This window comes from Rhizobium sp. A37_96 (assembly GCF_053521765.1).
Map to the genome: position 1 here is coordinate 206703 of NZ_JBNWDS010000007.1, position 18266 is coordinate 224968.

Here is an 18266-nt window from a genome sequence, read left to right on the forward strand (position 1 = left end):
TGAGCCGTCCCGATGGAAACCTGGCTTGCGATCATGAAATTGTCTCCGGCCAGGTTGGGCTGAAGACGTGACATAGGACTGAGTGGACGATGGCTAAACTGAAGATTGACGGTAAAGAGATCGAAGTTCCGGATCACTACACGCTTATCCAGGCGTGCGAGGAAGCCGGCGCCGAAGTCCCGCGCTTCTGCTTCCATGAACGACTGTCGGTGGCCGGCAATTGCCGCATGTGCCTCGTCGAAGTGAAGGGTGGCCCGCCGAAGCCGCAGGCATCCTGCGCCATGGGCGTTCGCGATATCCGCGGCGGCCCGAACGGCGAGCTTCCGGAAGTTTTCACCAACACGCCGATGGTCAAGAAGGCCCGCGAAGGCGTGATGGAATTCCTGCTGATCAACCACCCGCTGGATTGCCCGATCTGCGACCAGGGCGGTGAATGCGACCTGCAGGACCAGGCGATGGCCTTCGGCATCGATAGTTCGCGCTATCAGGAAGACAAGCGCGCCGTCGAAGACAAGTATATCGGCCCGCTCGTCAAGACGGTCATGAACCGCTGCATCCACTGCACGCGTTGCGTTCGCTTCACGACGGAAGTTGCCGGCATCTCCGAGCTCGGCCTGATCGGCCGCGGCGAAGACGCCGAAATCACCACCTATCTCGAGCAGGCAATGACCTCCGAGCTGCAGGGCAACATCGTTGATCTTTGCCCGGTCGGCGCGCTGACCTCGAAGCCCTTTGCCTTCACGGCTCGCCCGTGGGAACTGAACAAGACCGAATCGATCGACGTCATGGACGCGCTCGGCTCTGCCATCCGTGTCGATACCCGCGGCCGCGAAGTTATGCGCGTGCTGCCCAGGGTCAACGAGCAGATCAACGAAGAGTGGATCTCCGATAAGACGCGCTTCATCTGGGATGGTCTGAAGACGCAGCGCCTAGACAAGCCCTATGTCCGCAAGGACGGCCGCCTGCAGCCGGCAAGCTGGAGCGACGCCTTCGCCGCCATCAAGTCGGCGGTTTCGGCCACCAGCGGAGACAAGATCGGCGCAATCGCCGGCGACCTTGGCTCGGTTGAGGAAATGTACGCTCTCGGCGAACTGCTGCGATCGCTCGGATCGGAAAACCTCGACTGTCGCCAGGACGGGACGGCGCTTGATCCGTCGCTCGGCCGCGCAAGCTACATCTTCAACCCGAGCATCCAGGGCATCGAAGCCGCCGATGCGCTGCTGATCGTCGGCGCCAATCCGCGCTTCGAGGCTGCCGTGCTGAATTCGCGCATCCGCAAGCGCTGGCGTCGTGGCAAGTTCCCGATCGGCGTGATCGGCGAAGCTGCCGACCTCCGCTATTCTTATGACTATCTCGGTGCCGGCCCGGATACCTTGGCTGATATCGTCAACGGTTCGCACAGCTTTGCCGATGTCCTGAAGAATGCCCAGAAGCCGATGATCATCATCGGGCAGGGCGCCTTGATCCGCGAAGACGGTGCGGAAGTGCTGGCGAACGCCGCCAAGCTCGCCGCAGCCGTTGGCGTCGTCAAGGAAGACTGGAACGGCTTTGCCGTGCTGCACACGGCGGCTTCGCGTGTCGGCGGCCTCGATCTCGGCTTCGTGCCGGGCGAAAAGGGCGTCAACGCCGCTGCCATGCTGTCTTCGATGGACGTTCTCTTCCTGCTGGGTGCCGATGAACTGGATTTCAGCCGCAAGGGCGCGAAGTTCACGGTCTATATCGGCTCGCACGGCGACAACGGCGCACAGAGCGCCGACGTCATCCTTCCGGCAGCCGCCTACACCGAAAAGTCGGGCACCTGGGTCAACACCGAGGGCCGCGTCCAGATGGGCAACCGCGCCGGTTTCGCACCGGGCGACGCCCGCGAGGACTGGGCCATCATCCGCGCCCTTTCCGACGTACTCGGCAAGAAGCTTCCCTTTGATTCGCTGAGGGAATTGCGCGCGAAGCTCTATGCAGCCTTCCCGCATTTCGCCGGCATCGACGAGATTGCCGAAGCCGATAGCGCCCAAATTGCCGCACTTGCGAAAAAAGCCGGCGCTATGGCCAAATCGGCATTTGCTTCGCCGATCAAAGACTTCTATTTGACGAACCCGATAACGCGCGCATCGGCTGTCATGGCCGAGTGCTCGGCATTGGCCCGCAACAATTTCCGCGTTGCGGCAGAGTAAGGGCACAGGACTATGGACTCATTCGTTTCGACCTATCTCTGGCCCGCGCTGATCATGATCGGCCAGTCCCTGCTGCTCCTGGTCTGCCTGCTGATTTTCATCGCCTACATTCTGCTTGCCGACCGCAAGATCTGGGCTGCCGTCCAGCTGCGCCGCGGCCCGAACGTCGTCGGCCCCTTCGGCCTGTTCCAGTCCTTCGCCGACTTGCTCAAGTTCATGTTCAAGGAGCCGATCATCCCGGCCGGCGCCAACAAGACCGTGTTCCTGCTGGCTCCTCTGGTTTCCGTGGTGCTGGCGCTCTCCACCTGGGCCGTCGTGCCGGTGGCGCAGAACTGGGTCGTCGCCGACATCAACGTCGGCATCCTCTACATTCTGGCGATCTCGTCGCTGGAAGTTTACGGCATCATCATGGGCGGCTGGGCTTCAAACTCGAAGTATCCGTTCCTCGGTGCGCTGCGCTCGGCGGCGCAGATGGTGTCCTACGAAGTCTCGATCGGCCTCGTCATCGTCACCGTGCTGCTGTGCGTCGGTTCGCTGAACCTGACGGACATCGTGCTCTCGCAGCAGACCGGTCTCGGCACCAAGCTCGGCCTGCCGGCGTCGTTCCTCGACTGGCACTGGCTGTCGCTGTTCCCGATGTTCATCGTGTTCTTCATTTCGGCGCTGGCTGAAACCAACCGCCCGCCGTTCGACCTTCCGGAAGCGGAATCGGAGCTGGTTGCCGGTTTCATGGTCGAATACGGTTCTTCGCCCTACATGATGTTCATGCTCGGCGAATATGCCGCCGTCGTCCTGATGTGCTCGCTGACGACGATCCTTTTCCTCGGCGGCTGGCTGCCTCCGGTCGATATCTGGATCCTGAACTGGGTTCCGGGCATCATCTGGTTCCTGCTGAAGTCGTGCCTGGTATTCTTCATGTTCGCGATGGTGAAGGCTTTCGTGCCGCGCTACCGCTATGACCAGCTCATGCGTCTCGGCTGGAAGGTTTTCCTGCCGCTGTCGCTCGCCATGGTCGTTATCGTTGCATTCGTGCTGAAGCTGACGGGATGGGCATGATGATGTCGATCCTCGCTTCAAGCAGATTTGGAGGTTGAAGATGGCCGGAATTTCCAACGCCGTCAGCTCGCTGTTCCTCAAGGAATTCGTCGGCGCATTCTTTTTGTCGATGCGTTACTTCTTCAAACAGAAGGCGACGATCAATTATCCGTTCGAAAAGGGGCCGGTCAGCCCGCGCTTCCGCGGCGAGCATGCGCTGCGCCGTTATCCGAACGGTGAAGAGCGCTGCATCGCATGCAAGCTCTGCGAAGCCATCTGTCCTGCCCAGGCCATCACCATCGAGGCCGGGCCGCGCCGCAATGACGGCACCCGCCGTACGGTGCGTTACGACATCGACATGGTGAAGTGCATCTATTGCGGCTTCTGCCAGGAAGCCTGCCCGGTCGACGCCATCGTCGAGGGGCCCAACTTCGAATTCGCCACCGAAACCCGCGAAGAACTCTACTTCGACAAGGCGCGGCTTTTGGACAACGGCGACCGCTGGGAACGCGAAATCGCGCACAACATTGCGCTGGATTCGCCATACCGCTGAGCGGAGTTTTGAATATGCCGTGGCAGGCGGCCACAAGTGTCGCCGCCGCGGTCGAATCTAGACCGGGGCTTTGCCGGACGTTAGTCCGGTCGAGCTCCATCGGGCAGGGAAACTCCCGGCTGCCCGGGGGAAGACGAAAAAGGCACCAACATGGGTCTGCAGGCTCTTTTTTTCTATATCTTCGCCTTTGTCGCTGTGGCGTCGGCGTTCATGGTCATCTCGGCGCGGAATCCGGTCCATTCGGTCCTGTTCCTCATCCTGGTTTTCTTCAACGCGGCCGGCCTCTTCCTGCTGATGGGGGCTGAATTCCTGGCGATGATCCTGCTGGTCGTCTATGTCGGCGCGGTGGCGGTCCTCTTCCTCTTCGTCGTGATGATGCTCGATATCGACTTCTCCGAGCTCAGGGCGGGTATTCTGGAATATGCACCGATCGGCGCATTGATCGGTGTCATTCTCGCCGCCGAGCTGATCGTCGTTATCGGCGGCAGCGTGATTTCGCCCGAGATCGCCAAATCGGTCGCCATGCCGATCCCGGCGCCGGCGACCCGAACGAACACGGCCGCCCTCGGCGACGTGCTCTACACCAACTACGTTTATTTCTTCGAGATCGCCGGTCTCGTGCTGCTGGTGGCGATGATCGGCGCGATCGTGCTGACCTTGAAGCATCGCACGCACATCAAGCGCCAGAACATTCCCCAACAGGTCGCCCGCACGCCCGCGACCGCCGTCGAGGTGGTCAAGGTCAAGCCGGGGCAGGGCGTCTGAGGCGAGGCACGAGGATCAAAGGAACAAGAACATGGTCATCGGACTTTCCCACTACCTCACGGTTAGCGCCATCCTCTTCGTGCTCGGCGTCTTCGGTATCTTTCTCAACCGCAAGAACGTCATCATCATCCTGATGTCCGTCGAACTCATACTGCTCGCGGTCAACATCAACATGGTCGCCTTCTCGTCGTTCCTTAACGACATTGTCGGCCAGGTCTTCGCTCTGTTCATTTTGACCGTTGCTGCCGCCGAGGCTGCGATCGGTCTTGCAATTCTCGTCGTCTTCTACCGTAACCGCGGCTCCATCGCGGTTGAAGACGTCAACGTGATGAAGGGCTGATACAGCTATGTTTTTATATAAGGCTATCGTCTTTCTTCCCCTTATCGGCGCCATCATCGCCGGCCTTTTCGGCCGCGCCATCGGTGCCAAGGCTTCGGAATACGTCACCACCGGCTTGATGATCATTGCCGCGATCCTGTCCTGGGTCGTCTTCTTCACGGTGGCGCTCGGCCATACCGACGGCCCGATCAAGGTTGAAGTCCTGCGCTGGATTCAGTCCGGCGGCATCGACGTATCGTGGTCGCTGCGCGTGGACACGCTGACATCGGTGATGCTGATCGTCGTGAACTCGGTCTCGACCCTCGTTCACGTCTACTCGATCGGATACATGCATCACGATCCGCATCGTCCGCGCTTCTTCGCCTATCTCTCGCTCTTCACCTTCGCCATGCTCATGCTGGTGACGTCGGACAACCTCGCGCAGATGTTCTTCGGCTGGGAAGGCGTCGGTCTGGCCTCGTACCTGCTGATCGGCTTCTGGTTCAAGAAGCCGTCCGCGTCGGCAGCCGCCATGAAGGCCTTCATCGTCAACCGCGTCGGCGACTTCGGCTTCGTGCTCGGCATTGCAGGCGTCTTCGTCCTGTTCGGTTCGATCAATTTCGACGTGATCTTCGGCAATGCCCAGAGCTTTGCCGCAGGGCAGGGCGGCCAGCCGGGTGACATCGTGCTCAATTTCCTGGGCATGCACCTCGATCGCGGCCACGCCCTGACGGCCGTCTGCCTGCTGCTCTTCATGGGCGCGATGGGCAAGTCGGCGCAGTTCCTGCTGCACACCTGGCTGCCGGACGCCATGGAAGGCCCGACGCCGGTCTCCGCGCTCATCCATGCCGCAACCATGGTCACCGCCGGCGTCTTCCTCGTCGCCCGCATGTCGCCGATCTTCGAACTGTCTCCGGATGCGCTGACCTTCGTCACCATCATTGGCGCGATCACGGCCTTCTTCGCCGCGACCGTCGGCCTCGTACAGAACGACATCAAGCGCGTCATCGCCTACTCGACCTGTTCGCAGCTTGGCTACATGTTCGTCGCTCTCGGCGTCGGCGCTTACGGCGCTGCGATCTTCCATCTGTTCACGCATGCCTTCTTCAAGGCGCTGCTCTTCCTCTGCGCCGGCTCGGTCATCCACGCCGTCGATGGCGAGCAGGACATGCGCCATATGGGCGGCCTGCGCACCCATATCAAGAAGACCTACTGGATGATGATCATCGGCACGCTGGCCATCACCGGCGTCGGCATTCCGTTCTCGCCGATCGGCTTCGCCGGCTTCTTCTCGAAGGACGCGATCATCGAGGCTTCGTACACGTCGCACAATCCGGCCTCGGGCTTCGCCTTCACGCTGCTGGTCATCGCCGCGCTGTTCACCAGCTTCTATTCCTGGCGCCTGATCTTCATGACCTTCTTCGGCAAGCCGCGCGCCTCGCACGAGGTCATGCATCATGTGCATGAATCGCCGAATGTCATGCTGATCCCGCTCTACCTGCTGGCGATCGGCGCCGTCTTCGCCGGCTGGTATTTCCATGACTATTTCGTCGGTCACGCCTACGAGGAATTCTGGAAGCAGGCACTCTTCACGCTGCCCGACAACAAGATCCTCGAGGAAATGGAGCATGCCCCGCACTGGGTCGAGCTCAGCCCGTTCATCGCGATGGTCGTCGGTTTCGTGGTCGCCTGGTATTTCTACATCAAGTCGCCGGAAACGCCGCGCCGCCTCGCTCAGCAGCAGCGCCCGCTCTACGAGTTCCTGTTGAACAAGTGGTACTTCGACGAACTCTATGACTTCATCTTCGTTCGCTCCGCAAAGGCGCTTGGCCGCTTCCTCTGGAAGAAGGGCGACGTCGGAGTGATCGATACCTACGGCCCGAACGGCATTGCCGCGCGTGTCGTCGATGTCACCAACCGCGTCGTGCGCCTGCAGACCGGCTACCTCTATCACTATGCCTTCGCGATGCTGCTCGGCATTGCAGCCCTCGTTACCTGGATGATGCTCGGGAGTTCCCTCTGATGACCGATTGGCCCATTCTTTCAACGGTCACGTTCCTGCCGCTGGTGGGTGTCCTGCTCCTGCTGTTCACGCAGGACGACGGCCCCAACGGCCGCCGCAACATCCTGAACATTTCGCTGGCGACGACGGTCTTCACCTTCATCGTATCGCTGTTCGTCTGGATCTGGTTCGACAACGCCAATCCGGGCTTCCAGATGGTCGAGAAGCATGAGTGGCTGACCAGCGGCATCAGCTATCACATGGGCGTCGACGGCATTTCCATGCTGTTCGTCATCCTGTCGACCTTCCTGATGCCCTTCTGTGTCCTGGCAAGCTGGCTCTCGGTCGAAAAGCGGCTGAAGGACTACATGATCGCCTTCCTCGTCCTCGAGACGATGATGATCGGCGTGTTCGTCTCGCTGGATATCGTGCTGTTCTACGTCTTCTTCGAAGCCGGCCTCATCCCGATGTTCCTGATCATCGGCGTCTGGGGCGGCAAGGATCGCGTCTACGCCAGCTACAAGTTCTTCCTCTACACGCTGCTCGGCTCGGTGCTGATGCTGCTCGCCATCATGGCGATGTACTGGCAGGCAGGCACGACGGACATCCAGGCGCTCCTGCAGTACAAGTTCCCGCCGCAGCTGCAGACATGGCTATGGCTGGCCTTCTTCGCCTCCTTCGCGGTGAAGATGCCGATGTGGCCGGTCCACACGTGGCTGCCCGACGCGCACGTTCAGGCGCCGACGGCCGGCTCGGTCATCCTGGCAGGCGTGCTGCTGAAGCTCGGCGGCTATGGTCTCATCCGCTTCTCGCTCGGCATGTTCCCGAATGCGTCGGAATATTTCGCGCCGCTCGTCTTCGCGCTGTCGGTCATCGCCATCATCTACACCTCGCTGGTGGCGCTGATGCAGGAAGACATCAAGAAGCTGATCGCCTATTCGTCGGTCGCCCACATGGGTTACGTGACGATGGGTATCTTCGCGGCGAACCAGCAGGGCGTGCAGGGTGCGATCTTCCAGATGCTGTCGCACGGTATCGTTTCGGGCGCGCTCTTCCTTTGCGTCGGCGTGATCTACGACCGCACCCATACCCGCGAAATCGCGGCATACGGCGGCCTGGTCAATAACATGCCGAAATACGCCGTTGCGATGATGGTCTTCACCATGGCCAATGTCGGCCTGCCTGGCACCTCCGGCTTCATCGGCGAGTTCCTGACCCTGATCGGCGTCTTCCGCGCCAACACCTGGGTTGCGCTCTTTGCCGCCACCGGCGTCATCCTGTCGGCCGCCTATGCGCTCTGGCTCTACCGCCGTGTCATTTTCGGCGTGCTGGACAAGGAGAACCTGAAGAAGCTCCTGGATCTGTCGCCGCGTGAACAGCTGATCCTTTATCCGCTGATCGCACTCACGATCCTGTTCGGCGTCTATCCGGCTCCGATCTTCGACGCCACGGCCGCCTCGGTGGATCTGTTGGTGAACAACTATACCGCTGCCCTGCACGCTGCGCAGAATGTTGCGCTGTCGATGAATTGATGACGGGACCTATTCGACATGACTGCTGACACAATTCTTGCAAGCCTGCATCTTTCCATTCCGGAGCTCATCCTCGCGGTCGGTGCGCTTGCGTTGCTCATGATCGGCGTCTTCTCGGGCGAGCGGTCGGGACCCATGGTTACCGGTCTTGCCATCGCGCTTCTTGCGGTGGCCGGCCTGTGGATCATCTTCGTGCCGGGTGACGGGCTCGCTTATGGCGGCGCCTATCTCGCCGACGGCTTCTCGCGCTTCATGAAGGTCGTCGCCCTTATCGGCTCGATCGTCGCCATGTTCCTCAGCATGGGGCAGGCGCGCGAGCAGCAGCTCGATCGCTTCGAGTTTCCGGTTCTGCTGGTGCTCGCGACCCTCGGCATCCTGCTGATGATCTCCGCGCACGACCTGATCTCGCTCTACCTCTCGCTGGAATTGCAATCGCTGGCGCTCTACGTCGTGGCCGCCATCAACCGCGACAGCCTGAAGTCGACTGAGGCGGGCCTGAAGTACTTCGTCCTCGGCGCGCTTTCCTCCGGTATGCTGCTTTACGGCATGTCGCTGGTCTACGGCTTCACCGGCCACACGAGCTTCGACGCCATCGCCGCGGCGCTGAGCGCCGAGACCCGCTCGCTCGGTCTCGTTTTCGGCCTGGTTTTCGTTCTTGCCGGTCTTGCCTTCAAGATCTCCGCCGTGCCGTTCCATATGTGGACGCCGGACGTTTACGAAGGCGCTCCGACCCCGGTTACCGCCTTCTTCGCAGGCGCGCCGAAGGTTGCCGCCATGGCGATCCTGACGCGCATCGTCGTCACGGCCTTCCATCCGGTGCTCGCCGACTGGCAGCAGATCATCGTGTTCATCTCGATCGCGTCGATGCTGCTCGGTTCCTTCGCCGCGATCGGACAGCGCAACTTCAAGCGACTGATGGCCTATTCGTCGATCGGTCACATGGGTTATGCGCTGGTGGGCCTTGCCGCCGGCACCAAGACCGGCGTGTCCGGCGTCATGCTCTACATGGTCATCTACATGGCCATGACGCTCGGCTCCTTCGCCATCATCATGGCGATGCGCCGCAAGGACGGACGTCAGGTCGAGACCATCGAGGACCTCGCCGGCCTTTCCACCACCAACCCGTTCATGGCGGTCGTGCTGACGGCGCTGATGTTCTCGCTGGCCGGTATTCCGCCGCTTGCAGGCTTCTTCGGAAAGTACTTCGTCTTCGTCGCGGCCATCCAGGCGCATCTCTATGCGCTCGCCATCATCGGCGTTCTGGCCTCGGTCGTCGGCGCTTACTACTATCTGCGCGTCATCAAGGTGATGTGGTTCGATGAAGCCAAGGACGAATTTGCGCGCACGGCCGGTTCGCTGCGCCTCGTCTTCGGTCTTTCCGGCCTCTTCGTCGTTGCCTACGTCTTCTTTGGCGGCGCGATCGGCGGGGCTGCCGATCTGGCCGCTGCGACGCTGTTTTGATGGCCTCTGACATGAATAACCGGAAGTCGCTCGCCGACTTCCGGCATGATGCCCTTCAGGAAACGTCATCCACAAACAGCGTGTGCCTCGATCGCGCACGCGCCGGCGATCACGGGAACCTGTGGGTGACCGCCGAACGCCAGACGGGTGGACGCGGTCGCCGCGGTCGCCCCTGGGTGTCGGAGCCCGGCAATCTCTATGCATCTCTCCTTCTGATCGACCCCGCTCCCATGGACCGCATCGGCTCATTGCCGCTAGCGGTCGCGGTTGCCGTGCATCAGGCTGTGCGCAGCGTGCTGCCGCTGGCTGCAGAACCGGTAGAGATCAAGTGGCCGAATGACATCCTGATCGGCCGAAAGAAGACTTGCGGCATCCTGATTGAAGGCGAAGCCATGCCGGACGGGCGTTATGCGCTTGTCATCGGCATCGGCATCAATATTGCGGTCATGCCTGACAATCCGATGTATCCGGTCACCTGCCTCAGGCAGCAGGGTTCGATGGTTTCGCCGGACGAGTTGTTTGCCCATCTCTATGCGACCATGTCCGAGGCGCTCGGCGCCTGGAATCGCGGCAAGGGCATTCGGGAAATCACCGCGCGCTGGCGCGAGGTCGCTTGCGGTATCGGCGAAAAGATCACGGTGAACCTGCCGGATCGCTCGATTTTGGGCCATTTCACCGGAATCGATGATAATGGCTTGTTGATGCTCGAGACGGAGGACGGCAGGATCATGCCGATCGCCGCGGGCGACGTTTTCTTTAGATGATAGTTGGGGATCAGATGGCGAAGCAAGACGAATTGGTGTTTCTGCCCCTCGGCGGCGTTGGCGAAATCGGCATGAATCTCGCGCTGTACGGCTATGGCCCGCCCGAGCAGCGCCAGTGGATCATGGTCGATTGCGGCGTAACGTTCCCGGGGCCGGATCTGCCGGGCGTCGATCTGGTGTTGCCGGATATCCGTTTCCTCGCCAAGGAGCGCAAGAACCTCAAGGGCATCATCATCACTCATGCGCACGAAGATCACTACGGCGCGCTGAACGATCTTTGGCCCGGGCTGAATGTTCCCATCTATGCCTCGGCTTTCACCGCAGGCCTTCTGGAAGCCAAGCGCGATTATGAGAAGTCGATGGGCGAGATTCCCGTGACGCTCTTCAAGGCCGGTGACCGCATCAATGTCGGCCCCTTCAATATCGAAGGCGTGGCCGTCAACCATTCGATCCCCGAGCCGATGTCGCTGGTGATCCGCACGCCGCTCGGCAACGTCGTCCATACGGGCGACTGGAAGATCGATCATGAGCCCTCGCTGGGGCCGTTGACGGACGAGACCCGGTTCCGCCAGATCGGCGACGAAGGCGTGCTGGCGCTGATGTGCGATTCCACCAATGCGCTCCGCGATGGCGTTTCGCCTTCCGAAAAGGATGTTTCGGAAAGCCTGCGCAAGATCATCGAGAACGCCGAGGGCCGGGTTGCGATCACCACCTTCTCATCCAATGTCGGCCGTATCCGCACGGTCGCCGAGGCCGCCGAGGCTGCCGGCCGCGAAGTGCTGCTATTGGGCAGCTCGCTTAAGCGGGTCGTCGATGTTGCCCGTGACATCGGCCTGATGGAGGGCATCAAGCCTTTCATCGCGGAAGACGAATATGGCTATATCCCGCGCGACAAGGTCGTGGTCATCCTGACTGGCAGTCAGGGAGAGCCGCGCGCGGCTCTTGCCAAGCTCTCCCGCGACGAGATGCGCAATGTTGCGCTGGCTGCCGGCGATATCGTCGTCTTTTCATCGCGCGCCATTCCCGGCAACGAAAAGGCGATCCAGGATATCAAGAACGGCCTGATCGAGCAGGGCGTGCATGTCGTGACCGATGCCGAAGCGCTCGTGCATGTCTCCGGCCATCCGAGACGCAACGAGCTGCAGAAGATGTATGAGTGGACGCGTCCGGCCGTCGTCGTGCCTGTGCACGGCGAGGCGACGCATCTGACCGCCCATAAGGAACTGGCCGAACAGAGCGGCATTTCCACCGTACCGCGCGTGCGCAACGGCGATATATTGCGCCTCGCGCCCGGACCGGTCGAAGTCATCGGTGAGGCGCCGCATGGGCGTATCTTCAAGGACGGTACGCTCATCGGCGATTTCGACGAGATGGGCATCGGCGAGCGCAAGAAGCTGTCCTATGTCGGCCATGTCGCCGTCAACGTCGTGCTGGATGCCCGTTACGATATCGTCGGCGATCCGGATGTCGTACCCATCGGCTTGCCGGCCTATGACGACGAAGGCGAGGAGATGGAAGATACGCTCTTCGACGCCATCGTCAGCGCCATCGAAAGCATCCCCAGAGCACGCCGCAAGGATCTGGACATGCTGCAGGAGGCCGCTCGTCGCGCGGTGCGTTCCGCCGCCAACCAGGGCTGGGGCAAAAAGCCGATTGTAACCGTATTCGTCACGCGCACGGCCAATTGAGGTCGGCGATCCGGTCGGGGAGGAGAGTGCCGTGCTGGGACGCATCAATCACATCGCGATAGCCGTCCCCGATATCGCGGCGGCTTCCGAAGCCTATCGTGAAACGCTCGGCGCCAAGGTGTCCGCTCCGCAGCTATTGCCGGAGCACGGCGTTACCGTCGTTTTCGTGGAACTGCCCAATACCAAGGTGGAACTGCTGGAGCCGCTGGGCGAAACCTCGCCCATCGCGTCCTTCCTCGCCAAGAACCCGGATGGCGGCATGCACCATATCTGCTACGAGGTCGCGGATATCCTGGCGGCCCGCGATCAATTGGTCGCCAAGGGCGCGCGGGTGCTCGGAAATGGCGAACCGAAGATCGGCGCGCATGGCAAGCCGGTGCTCTTCCTGCACCCGAAGGATTTCTTCGGTACGCTCATCGAGCTTGAGCAAGTGTGACATTAAAACGCTGATCGGCGCTTTGAAAGACGACTGCTTTGCCCCTATAAGCAGCTTGGAAGAGGAGGAGACGGGCAGGCTCGTCTCGAAGGGAGCATAATGGCACAGCAGATCGCCGCCGGTTTAGCCGTCTATTTCGTCATCTGGTGGATTACGCTTTTCGCCGTCCTGCCCTTCGGCCTGCGAACCCAGGCCGAAGACGAGCATGTGATCCTCGGTACCGTCGAAAGCGCGCCGGCGAAGTTTCGCGCGTGGCGCGTGGTTTTCACCACGACGCTGGTGTCGGCCCTCATCTATGGCACCTGGTATGTCGCTTCGCATTATTTCGGGCTGAGTATAGATTCCATTCCCCAGATCGTTCCAAGCTACAAGTGATCCATGAAAACCGTAGATTGACGGCGCCCGGAATGGCGGCGCCTTGCGATCGCCATCAATTTGTCACACGCCTGTCATGAGCGTAGAGCAAAGAATTTACAGCTTGTGTATATTATTTCGGCTGAAGACCGGTCCAATACTTCCGGGTGATTGAAGAGCGGGCCGAGAAAGCAAAAAAAAACAAGGCTGTAAGCCTTGTTTTAAAGTATCGCGTGATCCTTATCCGTTACCGGGGCAGCGAGCGAGCGCGCCTAAGATCTGATCCTCCCAAGACTTGACCGCGAAACGGCAAGAATTTAGCCTTCTTGCCTCTTTTGTGAGCTAAAATTAGCTCAAAGATTGAGCTTTGTCATCCTTTTTTTTGCTTTTTTGCTACAGTCGAGCAGAATTTTTCTGTTGACAGATTTTCGTCTTAAATCCTTATAAACGTGCGCTTTTTCGAAACATCGAAAATAGGCTGTATCGCCTGTATTCTCAGGTGTTTGCCAAAATCTTCCATTGCAGAATGCGGGTTTCCTTCCTCCGCCGAAGCAGTTATGAACTGCCTCCAGTACATAATTTGCTAACGATTCCGCGGGGCGCGGAATATCAAACCATCTGGAACAAGCGTCATGCGTCTGTCTCGTTACTTCATGCCCATTCTGAAGGAAAATCCTAAAGAGGCTGAAATCGTCTCCCATCGGCTCATGCTGCGAACCGGCATGATCCGTCAGCAGTCGCAGGGCATCTATTCCTGGCTGCCATTGGGCAAGCGCGTGCTCGACAAGGTCAATGCCATCATCCGCGAGGAGCAGAACCGTTCCGGCGCCATCGAGCTGCTGATGCCGACGCTGCAGTCGGCCGAGCTCTGGCAGGAAAGCGGCCGCTACGACGCCTACGGCAAGGAAATGCTGCGCATCAAGGACCGGCAGGACCGGCCTATGCTCTATGGCCCGACCAATGAGGAAATGGTCACCGACATCTTCCGGTCCTACGTCAAGTCCTACAAGGACCTGCCGCTGAACCTCTATCATATCCAGCTGAAGTTCCGTGACGAGATTCGCCCCCGTTTCGGCACCATGCGTTCGCGCGAGTTCATGATGAAGGACGCCTATTCCTTCGATCTGACGCTCGAAGGCGCCGTGCATGCCTATAACAAGATGTTCACGGCCTATCTACGCACCTTCAATCGCCTCGGTCTGAGGGCGATTCCGATGCGCGCCGACACCGGCCCCATCGGCGGCAAGCTCAGCCATGAATTCATCATCCTCGCCGATACCGGTGAGTCCGAAGTGTTCTGCCACAAGGATTTCGTCAATTTCGACATCCCTGGCGACGACACGAATTTCGACGAGGTCGCCGGCCTGAAGGCTATCTTCGACAAGTGGACTTCGGTCTATGCCGCCACGTCGGAAATGCACGACGAAGCCGCGTTCAACGCCATTCCCGAAGGCGAGCGCCTGTCCGCGCGCGGCATCGAGGTTGGTCACATCTTCTATTTCGGCACGAAATATTCCGAGCCGATGGGCGCGAAAGTGCAGGGTCCGGACGGCAAGGAACATCCTGTCCACATGGGATCTTACGGTATCGGCCCGACCCGCCTTGTTCCCGCCATCATCGAAGCATCGCATGACGAGAACGGAATCATCTGGCCGGATTCGGTCGCGCCGTTTGATGTCGTGGTGATTAACATGAAGGCCGGGGATCAAGCGTGTGACGAGGCTTGCGAAACGGTTTATGCCGCGCTGTCGAAAGCCGGCAAGGACGTGCTGTTCGACGATCGCGATGAACGCGCCGGAACGAAGTTTGCGACGGCCGACCTTATCGGCGTGCCGGTACAGCTTATTGTCGGCCCGCGTTCGATCGCGAGCGGCGAAGTGGAATTGAAGAACCGCAAGACCAGCGCTCGCGAGACGATGACGGTCGAGGCAGCAATAAAGCGGCTGGCGGGCTGATTGACGATAGATGGGATGGAAGGCGGATGGCGGTGAGCGCGGCAGTGGAACAGCAGGAAAATTCGTTCAAGGCCAGCCCATCGTCTCGTCCGTTTTCCGGATTTGAGCGGCTTGTTGCCTGGCGCTATCTGCGCTCAAGGCGCAAGGAAGCGTCCATTTCGGTCATCGCCGGCTTTTCGCTGGTCGGCATCATGCTGGGCGTTGCGGCGCTGATCATCGTCATGGCCGTCATGAACGGTTTCCGCGCCGAGCTCTTCAAGCAGATCCTCGGCTTCAACGGCCATGTGGTCGTGCAGCCGATCGATTCGCCTTTGAACGACTATGCGGAGCTGGCCAAGAAGTTTTCCGCGGTGCCCGGTGTCACCATGGCGCTGCCGCTGGTCGAGGGCGAGACGCTTGCCTCCGGCCGCGGCGGCTCCGGAACCGGGGCGCTGGTGCGCGGCATCCGCTCGGAGGATCTGACCAAGCTGAAGACAGTTTCCGATCACATCGTTTCCGGCGACATGGTCGGTTTCGCCTCAGGGCAGGGCGTGCTGGTCGGAAGCCGCCTCGCGCGGCAACTGGGTCTGACGGTGGGCGATCAGATCACGCTCACGGCGCCGGATGGCGACGTCACGCCTTTCGGCGTCAATCCGCGCGTCAAGGCATATACGATCTCCGGTCTCTTCGAGGTCGGCATGTCGGAATATGATTCCTCCGTTGTCTTCATGCCGCTGGAGGAGGCGCAGGTCTTTTTCAACGCCGAGGGCATCGTCGAGAAGATAGAGCTTTTCGTCACCAACCCGGATGACATCGATCAGTTGCGGCCGAAGATCGAGGACGCGGCCGGGCGGCAGATCTTCCTGACCGACTGGCGGCAGGTCAACGCCACTTTCTTCTCGGCCTTGCAGGTCGAGCGCAATACGATGTTCATGATCCTGACATTGATCGTCCTTGTCGCCGCATTGAACATCATTTCAGGCCTGATCATGCTGGTGAAGGACAAGGGCAGCGACATCGCCATCCTGCGCACCATGGGCGCGACGTCCGGCGCGATCATGCGCATATTCTTCATGACGGGGGCCGCTATCGGCGTCGTCGGCACGCTTGCGGGCGTGATACTCGGCGTCGTGGTCTGCCTGAACATCGAGTCCATCCGCCAGTTCTTCTCCTGGATTTCGGGCACGGTGATCTTCAATCCGGAAGTCTATTTCCTGAGCAAACTGCCGGCCCAGATGAATTTCAGTGAAACCATCTCCGTTATCGTGATGGCGCTCACGCTTTCCTTCCTTGCTACGATCTTTCCGGCCTGGCGTGCCTCGAGGCTCGATCCGGTGCAGGCGCTGCGCTACGAATAAGGAATTCGCATTTGATGAAACGCAAGGTCGTTCTCCAGCTCTCGGGCGTGGAGCGTCATTACGGGCAGGGTGAGACGAGCCTGTCGATCCTGAAAGGCGCGGATTTCGCCCTGCACAGCGGGGAGATCGTCGCACTTGTCGCACCGTCCGGTACGGGCAAGTCGACGCTGCTGCATGTCGCCGGCCTGCTTGAACACCCGGATGCCGGCGAGGTGCTGATCAACGGCCAGGCTTGCGAAGGCTTGTCCGATGACAAGCGTACGGCCGTGCGCCGGAGCGAGATCGGCTTCGTCTATCAGTTCCATCACCTCCTGCCGGAATTCTCGGCTCTTGAAAACATCATGATGCCGCAGCTCATTTCCGGCCTCTCGCGCAAGGATGCAAGCGAGCGGGCTGCCCAGCTTCTCGACTACATGCGCATCGGCCATCGCGCCGATCATCGCCCGGCCGAGCTCTCCGGCGGCGAGCAGCAACGTGTCGCCATCGCCCGCGCCGTCGCCAACGCCCCGCTGGTGCTGCTGGCCGACGAGCCTACCGGCAACCTCGACCCCGCAACCGCCCACTATGTCTTCGATGCGCTGGAGGCGCTGGTGCGTCAATCGGGCCTTGCGGCCCTGATCGCCACTCACAATCACGAGCTTGCCATCCGCATGGACCGCCGCGTGACGTTGAGCGACGGCAAGGTGGTCGAAGTCTGATCGGCTCCATCAGGGGACGATCAGGCCGCCGCGATAGTCCAGCTCATAGGCCTTGCTATCCCTCACCATGATGGCCTCGTGGCCGGTGAAATGGTCGCAAGTTCCGTTGCTGCGGTCGATATAGCGACCGTACGCGTGCTCGAACTCGAAGCCCCCGAGAAAGCGGTTTTCGTCCAGATAGAGCCGCAGCAGCGCTGCCTTGATGACCATGCCGGCGCGCCTGCCGTCGATCAGATCCGGCTCTATGATATGGCCGAAGTAATTCATCGCCCAGACCGGCTCGTCATCGTACCAGACGAGCTCCTGCCCGGCAAAATCCGTGCCGCCGAAATAGCTGTCGAGGTAGCGCCAGCGGCCGTTGACGTAGCCGATGTCATGCGAGCCGCTGCGGCAGGACGGCAACCTCTCGCCGTCGCCGACATAGGTTTCCGCCTTGGCGGTGACAATGAAATCGTTCAGCTCGGCAAGGCCCGGCATGACGCTCTCCAATTTTGGTGAGCAACGACAATGCCATTAGTTGGGCGGATTGTAAAGAACAAAAAGAGAACAAAGATAACTATTGGCCGCTCTCGCACGCCTTCTGACCGATATCGTCCTGCCAGTCCTGGATGCTGACGGTCTTGGCATCGGCCTTCAGCGTCTTGCCGTCCTTCGTCACCTTGCCGGTCAGCACGTTGTAGTCGCAGCTGTGGCTGTTATCCGGTTCGAGCGTGTCGCGGGAGTCGTATGTATAGCCGGCGACCACGAAGCCGCTGTTGCGATAGGCAAGGGTCAGCGTCTGTTCCCAGCGGTCTCGGCCGATGCTGTCATTCTGCGAGACGATTGCGATCGAACCGTTCGGCAGCGCGGAGATGGACGGTTCCTGGCCGACAACGCCGCCGGGCTCGACGCTGCCCCATATCTTGTCTGGAACGCTTGCTGTCAGCTTCAGCAAGGAATGCTCGTCGTCGCGCAGGTAGATGTAGATGCCGATCGGATTGTCCGCCTGATCGTCAGGGGAAGACGCCGCTAGAAGGGCGAGATCCGGCTTGCCGTCCTTGTTCCAGTCGCCGATCGCGGCATCGATGATGCGCCCGGGCGGGACGGGATCCCCGGCATGGGCTGCGGTTGCGAGCGAAAGAAGAATGAGAGCGCAGGCAGGTGTTTTCATGGTGATCTCCCGGTTGCCTTTGCATAGCGTCACGCCGTTTCCGCGT

17 protein-coding genes are annotated in these 18266 nt (G+C 60.4%); 15 read left to right on the plus strand and 2 right to left on the minus strand.

The genetic code is table 11. The features are described from left to right. Positions 1-89: 89 nt before the first annotated feature. From nuoG to ACQZ6J_RS19750, 15 genes are all read left to right on the plus strand, one after another. The gene (gene nuoG, locus ACQZ6J_RS19680) at positions 90-2171 is read left to right on the plus strand and encodes an NADH-quinone oxidoreductase subunit NuoG (protein WP_449085285.1); all 2082 of its coding nucleotides are present in this window, start codon (positions 90-92) and stop codon (positions 2169-2171) included. Positions 2172-2183: 12 nt separating this feature from the next. Continuing rightward, on the plus strand, positions 2184-3227 hold the full coding sequence (nuoH, locus tag ACQZ6J_RS19685; RefSeq protein ID WP_034507519.1) for an NADH-quinone oxidoreductase subunit NuoH: 1044 nt from the start codon (positions 2184-2186) through the stop codon (positions 3225-3227). Between the two features lie 40 nt (positions 3228-3267). Then, a complete protein-coding gene (nuoI, locus tag ACQZ6J_RS19690) occupies positions 3268-3759 on the plus strand; it encodes an NADH-quinone oxidoreductase subunit NuoI (RefSeq protein ID WP_068385913.1) in 492 nt (163 codons plus the stop codon). A 150-nt stretch (positions 3760-3909) separates the two neighbouring features. Further along, entirely contained in the window at positions 3910-4524 is a 615-nt protein-coding gene (locus ACQZ6J_RS19695) for an NADH-quinone oxidoreductase subunit J (RefSeq protein WP_163986130.1), read from the plus strand. 31 nt (positions 4525-4555) lie between these two features. After that, positions 4556-4864, plus strand: a complete 309-nt coding sequence (gene nuoK, locus ACQZ6J_RS19700; RefSeq protein WP_007689961.1) for an NADH-quinone oxidoreductase subunit NuoK — start codon at positions 4556-4558, stop codon at positions 4862-4864. A gap of 7 nt (positions 4865-4871) precedes the next feature. After that, positions 4872-6866, plus strand: coding sequence for an NADH-quinone oxidoreductase subunit L (gene nuoL, locus ACQZ6J_RS19705; RefSeq protein WP_449085286.1), 1995 nt, complete (start codon positions 4872-4874; stop codon positions 6864-6866). Next, the gene (locus ACQZ6J_RS19710) at positions 6866-8377 is read left to right on the plus strand and encodes an NADH-quinone oxidoreductase subunit M (protein WP_163986128.1); all 1512 of its coding nucleotides are present in this window, start codon (positions 6866-6868) and stop codon (positions 8375-8377) included. The genes nuoL and ACQZ6J_RS19710 overlap by 1 nt, the downstream gene beginning before the upstream one ends. A gap of 18 nt (positions 8378-8395) precedes the next feature. Beyond that, positions 8396-9838 carry an NADH-quinone oxidoreductase subunit NuoN gene (nuoN, locus tag ACQZ6J_RS19715; protein ID WP_163986127.1) on the plus strand — a complete coding sequence of 481 codons (1443 nt, stop codon included), beginning with the start codon at positions 8396-8398 and terminating at the stop codon, positions 9836-9838. Continuing rightward, positions 9838-10602, plus strand: coding sequence for a biotin--[acetyl-CoA-carboxylase] ligase (locus ACQZ6J_RS19720; protein WP_449085287.1), 765 nt, complete (start codon positions 9838-9840; stop codon positions 10600-10602). Before nuoN ends, ACQZ6J_RS19720 begins: the two co-directional genes overlap by 1 nt. 14 nt (positions 10603-10616) lie before the next feature. Then, positions 10617-12290 carry a ribonuclease J gene (locus tag ACQZ6J_RS19725; RefSeq protein ID WP_163986125.1) on the plus strand — a complete coding sequence of 558 codons (1674 nt, stop codon included), beginning with the start codon at positions 10617-10619 and terminating at the stop codon, positions 12288-12290. 31 nt (positions 12291-12321) lie between these two features. Further along, complete coding sequence (gene mce, locus ACQZ6J_RS19730) at positions 12322-12726, plus strand: methylmalonyl-CoA epimerase (RefSeq protein ID WP_449085288.1); 405 nt, start codon at positions 12322-12324, stop codon at positions 12724-12726. Between the two features lie 99 nt (positions 12727-12825). Continuing rightward, the gene (locus tag ACQZ6J_RS19735) at positions 12826-13101 is read left to right on the plus strand and encodes a DUF1467 family protein (protein WP_449085289.1); all 276 of its coding nucleotides are present in this window, start codon (positions 12826-12828) and stop codon (positions 13099-13101) included. Between the two features lie 611 nt (positions 13102-13712). Then, positions 13713-15035 carry a proline--tRNA ligase gene (gene proS, locus ACQZ6J_RS19740; protein ID WP_449085290.1) on the plus strand — a complete coding sequence of 441 codons (1323 nt, stop codon included), beginning with the start codon at positions 13713-13715 and terminating at the stop codon, positions 15033-15035. A 26-nt stretch (positions 15036-15061) separates the two neighbouring features. Beyond that, the gene (locus ACQZ6J_RS19745) at positions 15062-16372 is read left to right on the plus strand and encodes a lipoprotein-releasing ABC transporter permease subunit (protein ID WP_449085291.1); all 1311 of its coding nucleotides are present in this window, start codon (positions 15062-15064) and stop codon (positions 16370-16372) included. Between the two features lie 14 nt (positions 16373-16386). After that, positions 16387-17070 (plus strand): ABC transporter ATP-binding protein, encoded by a 684-nt coding sequence (locus ACQZ6J_RS19750; RefSeq protein ID WP_163986120.1) that lies wholly within the window; start codon positions 16387-16389, stop codon positions 17068-17070. 9 nt (positions 17071-17079) lie between these two features. Here ACQZ6J_RS19750 and ACQZ6J_RS19755 read toward each other — a convergent pair whose 3' ends face one another. Both ACQZ6J_RS19755 and ACQZ6J_RS19760 read right to left on the minus strand, forming a co-directional pair. Next, positions 17080-17547 carry a DUF5680 domain-containing protein gene (locus ACQZ6J_RS19755; protein WP_449085292.1) on the minus strand — a complete coding sequence of 156 codons (468 nt, stop codon included), beginning with the start codon at positions 17545-17547 and terminating at the stop codon, positions 17080-17082. Between the two features lie 79 nt (positions 17548-17626). Beyond that, positions 17627-18220, minus strand: coding sequence for a hypothetical protein (locus ACQZ6J_RS19760; RefSeq protein ID WP_449085293.1), 594 nt, complete (start codon positions 18218-18220; stop codon positions 17627-17629). Between the last annotated feature and the right edge of the window lie 46 nt (positions 18221-18266).

What these genes read in the sequence shown, in the direction of transcription:
- ACQZ6J_RS19750 (WP_163986120.1), top strand. Translation starts at nt 16,387, where the DNA reads ATGAAACGCAAGGTCGTTCTCCAGCTCTCGGGCGTGGAGCGTCATTAC.
- ACQZ6J_RS19760 (WP_449085293.1), bottom strand. Translation starts at nt 18,220, where the DNA reads ATGAAAACACCTGCCTGCGCTCTCATTCTTCTTTCGCTCGCAACCGCA.
- nuoG (WP_449085285.1), top strand. Translation starts at nt 90, where the DNA reads ATGGCTAAACTGAAGATTGACGGTAAAGAGATCGAAGTTCCGGATCAC.
- ACQZ6J_RS19710 (WP_163986128.1), top strand. Translation starts at nt 6,866, where the DNA reads ATGACCGATTGGCCCATTCTTTCAACGGTCACGTTCCTGCCGCTGGTG.
- nuoL (WP_449085286.1), top strand. Translation starts at nt 4,872, where the DNA reads ATGTTTTTATATAAGGCTATCGTCTTTCTTCCCCTTATCGGCGCCATC.
- ACQZ6J_RS19725 (WP_163986125.1), top strand. Translation starts at nt 10,617, where the DNA reads ATGGCGAAGCAAGACGAATTGGTGTTTCTGCCCCTCGGCGGCGTTGGC.
- nuoN (WP_163986127.1), top strand. Translation starts at nt 8,396, where the DNA reads ATGACTGCTGACACAATTCTTGCAAGCCTGCATCTTTCCATTCCGGAG.
- ACQZ6J_RS19695 (WP_163986130.1), top strand. Translation starts at nt 3,910, where the DNA reads ATGGGTCTGCAGGCTCTTTTTTTCTATATCTTCGCCTTTGTCGCTGTG.
- nuoI (WP_068385913.1), top strand. Translation starts at nt 3,268, where the DNA reads ATGGCCGGAATTTCCAACGCCGTCAGCTCGCTGTTCCTCAAGGAATTC.
- ACQZ6J_RS19735 (WP_449085289.1), top strand. Translation starts at nt 12,826, where the DNA reads ATGGCACAGCAGATCGCCGCCGGTTTAGCCGTCTATTTCGTCATCTGG.
- nuoH (WP_034507519.1), top strand. Translation starts at nt 2,184, where the DNA reads ATGGACTCATTCGTTTCGACCTATCTCTGGCCCGCGCTGATCATGATC.
- nuoK (WP_007689961.1), top strand. Translation starts at nt 4,556, where the DNA reads ATGGTCATCGGACTTTCCCACTACCTCACGGTTAGCGCCATCCTCTTC.
- ACQZ6J_RS19755 (WP_449085292.1), bottom strand. Translation starts at nt 17,547, where the DNA reads ATGCCGGGCCTTGCCGAGCTGAACGATTTCATTGTCACCGCCAAGGCG.
- proS (WP_449085290.1), top strand. Translation starts at nt 13,713, where the DNA reads ATGCGTCTGTCTCGTTACTTCATGCCCATTCTGAAGGAAAATCCTAAA.
- ACQZ6J_RS19720 (WP_449085287.1), top strand. Translation starts at nt 9,838, where the DNA reads ATGGCCTCTGACATGAATAACCGGAAGTCGCTCGCCGACTTCCGGCAT.
- ACQZ6J_RS19745 (WP_449085291.1), top strand. Translation starts at nt 15,062, where the DNA reads ATGGCGGTGAGCGCGGCAGTGGAACAGCAGGAAAATTCGTTCAAGGCC.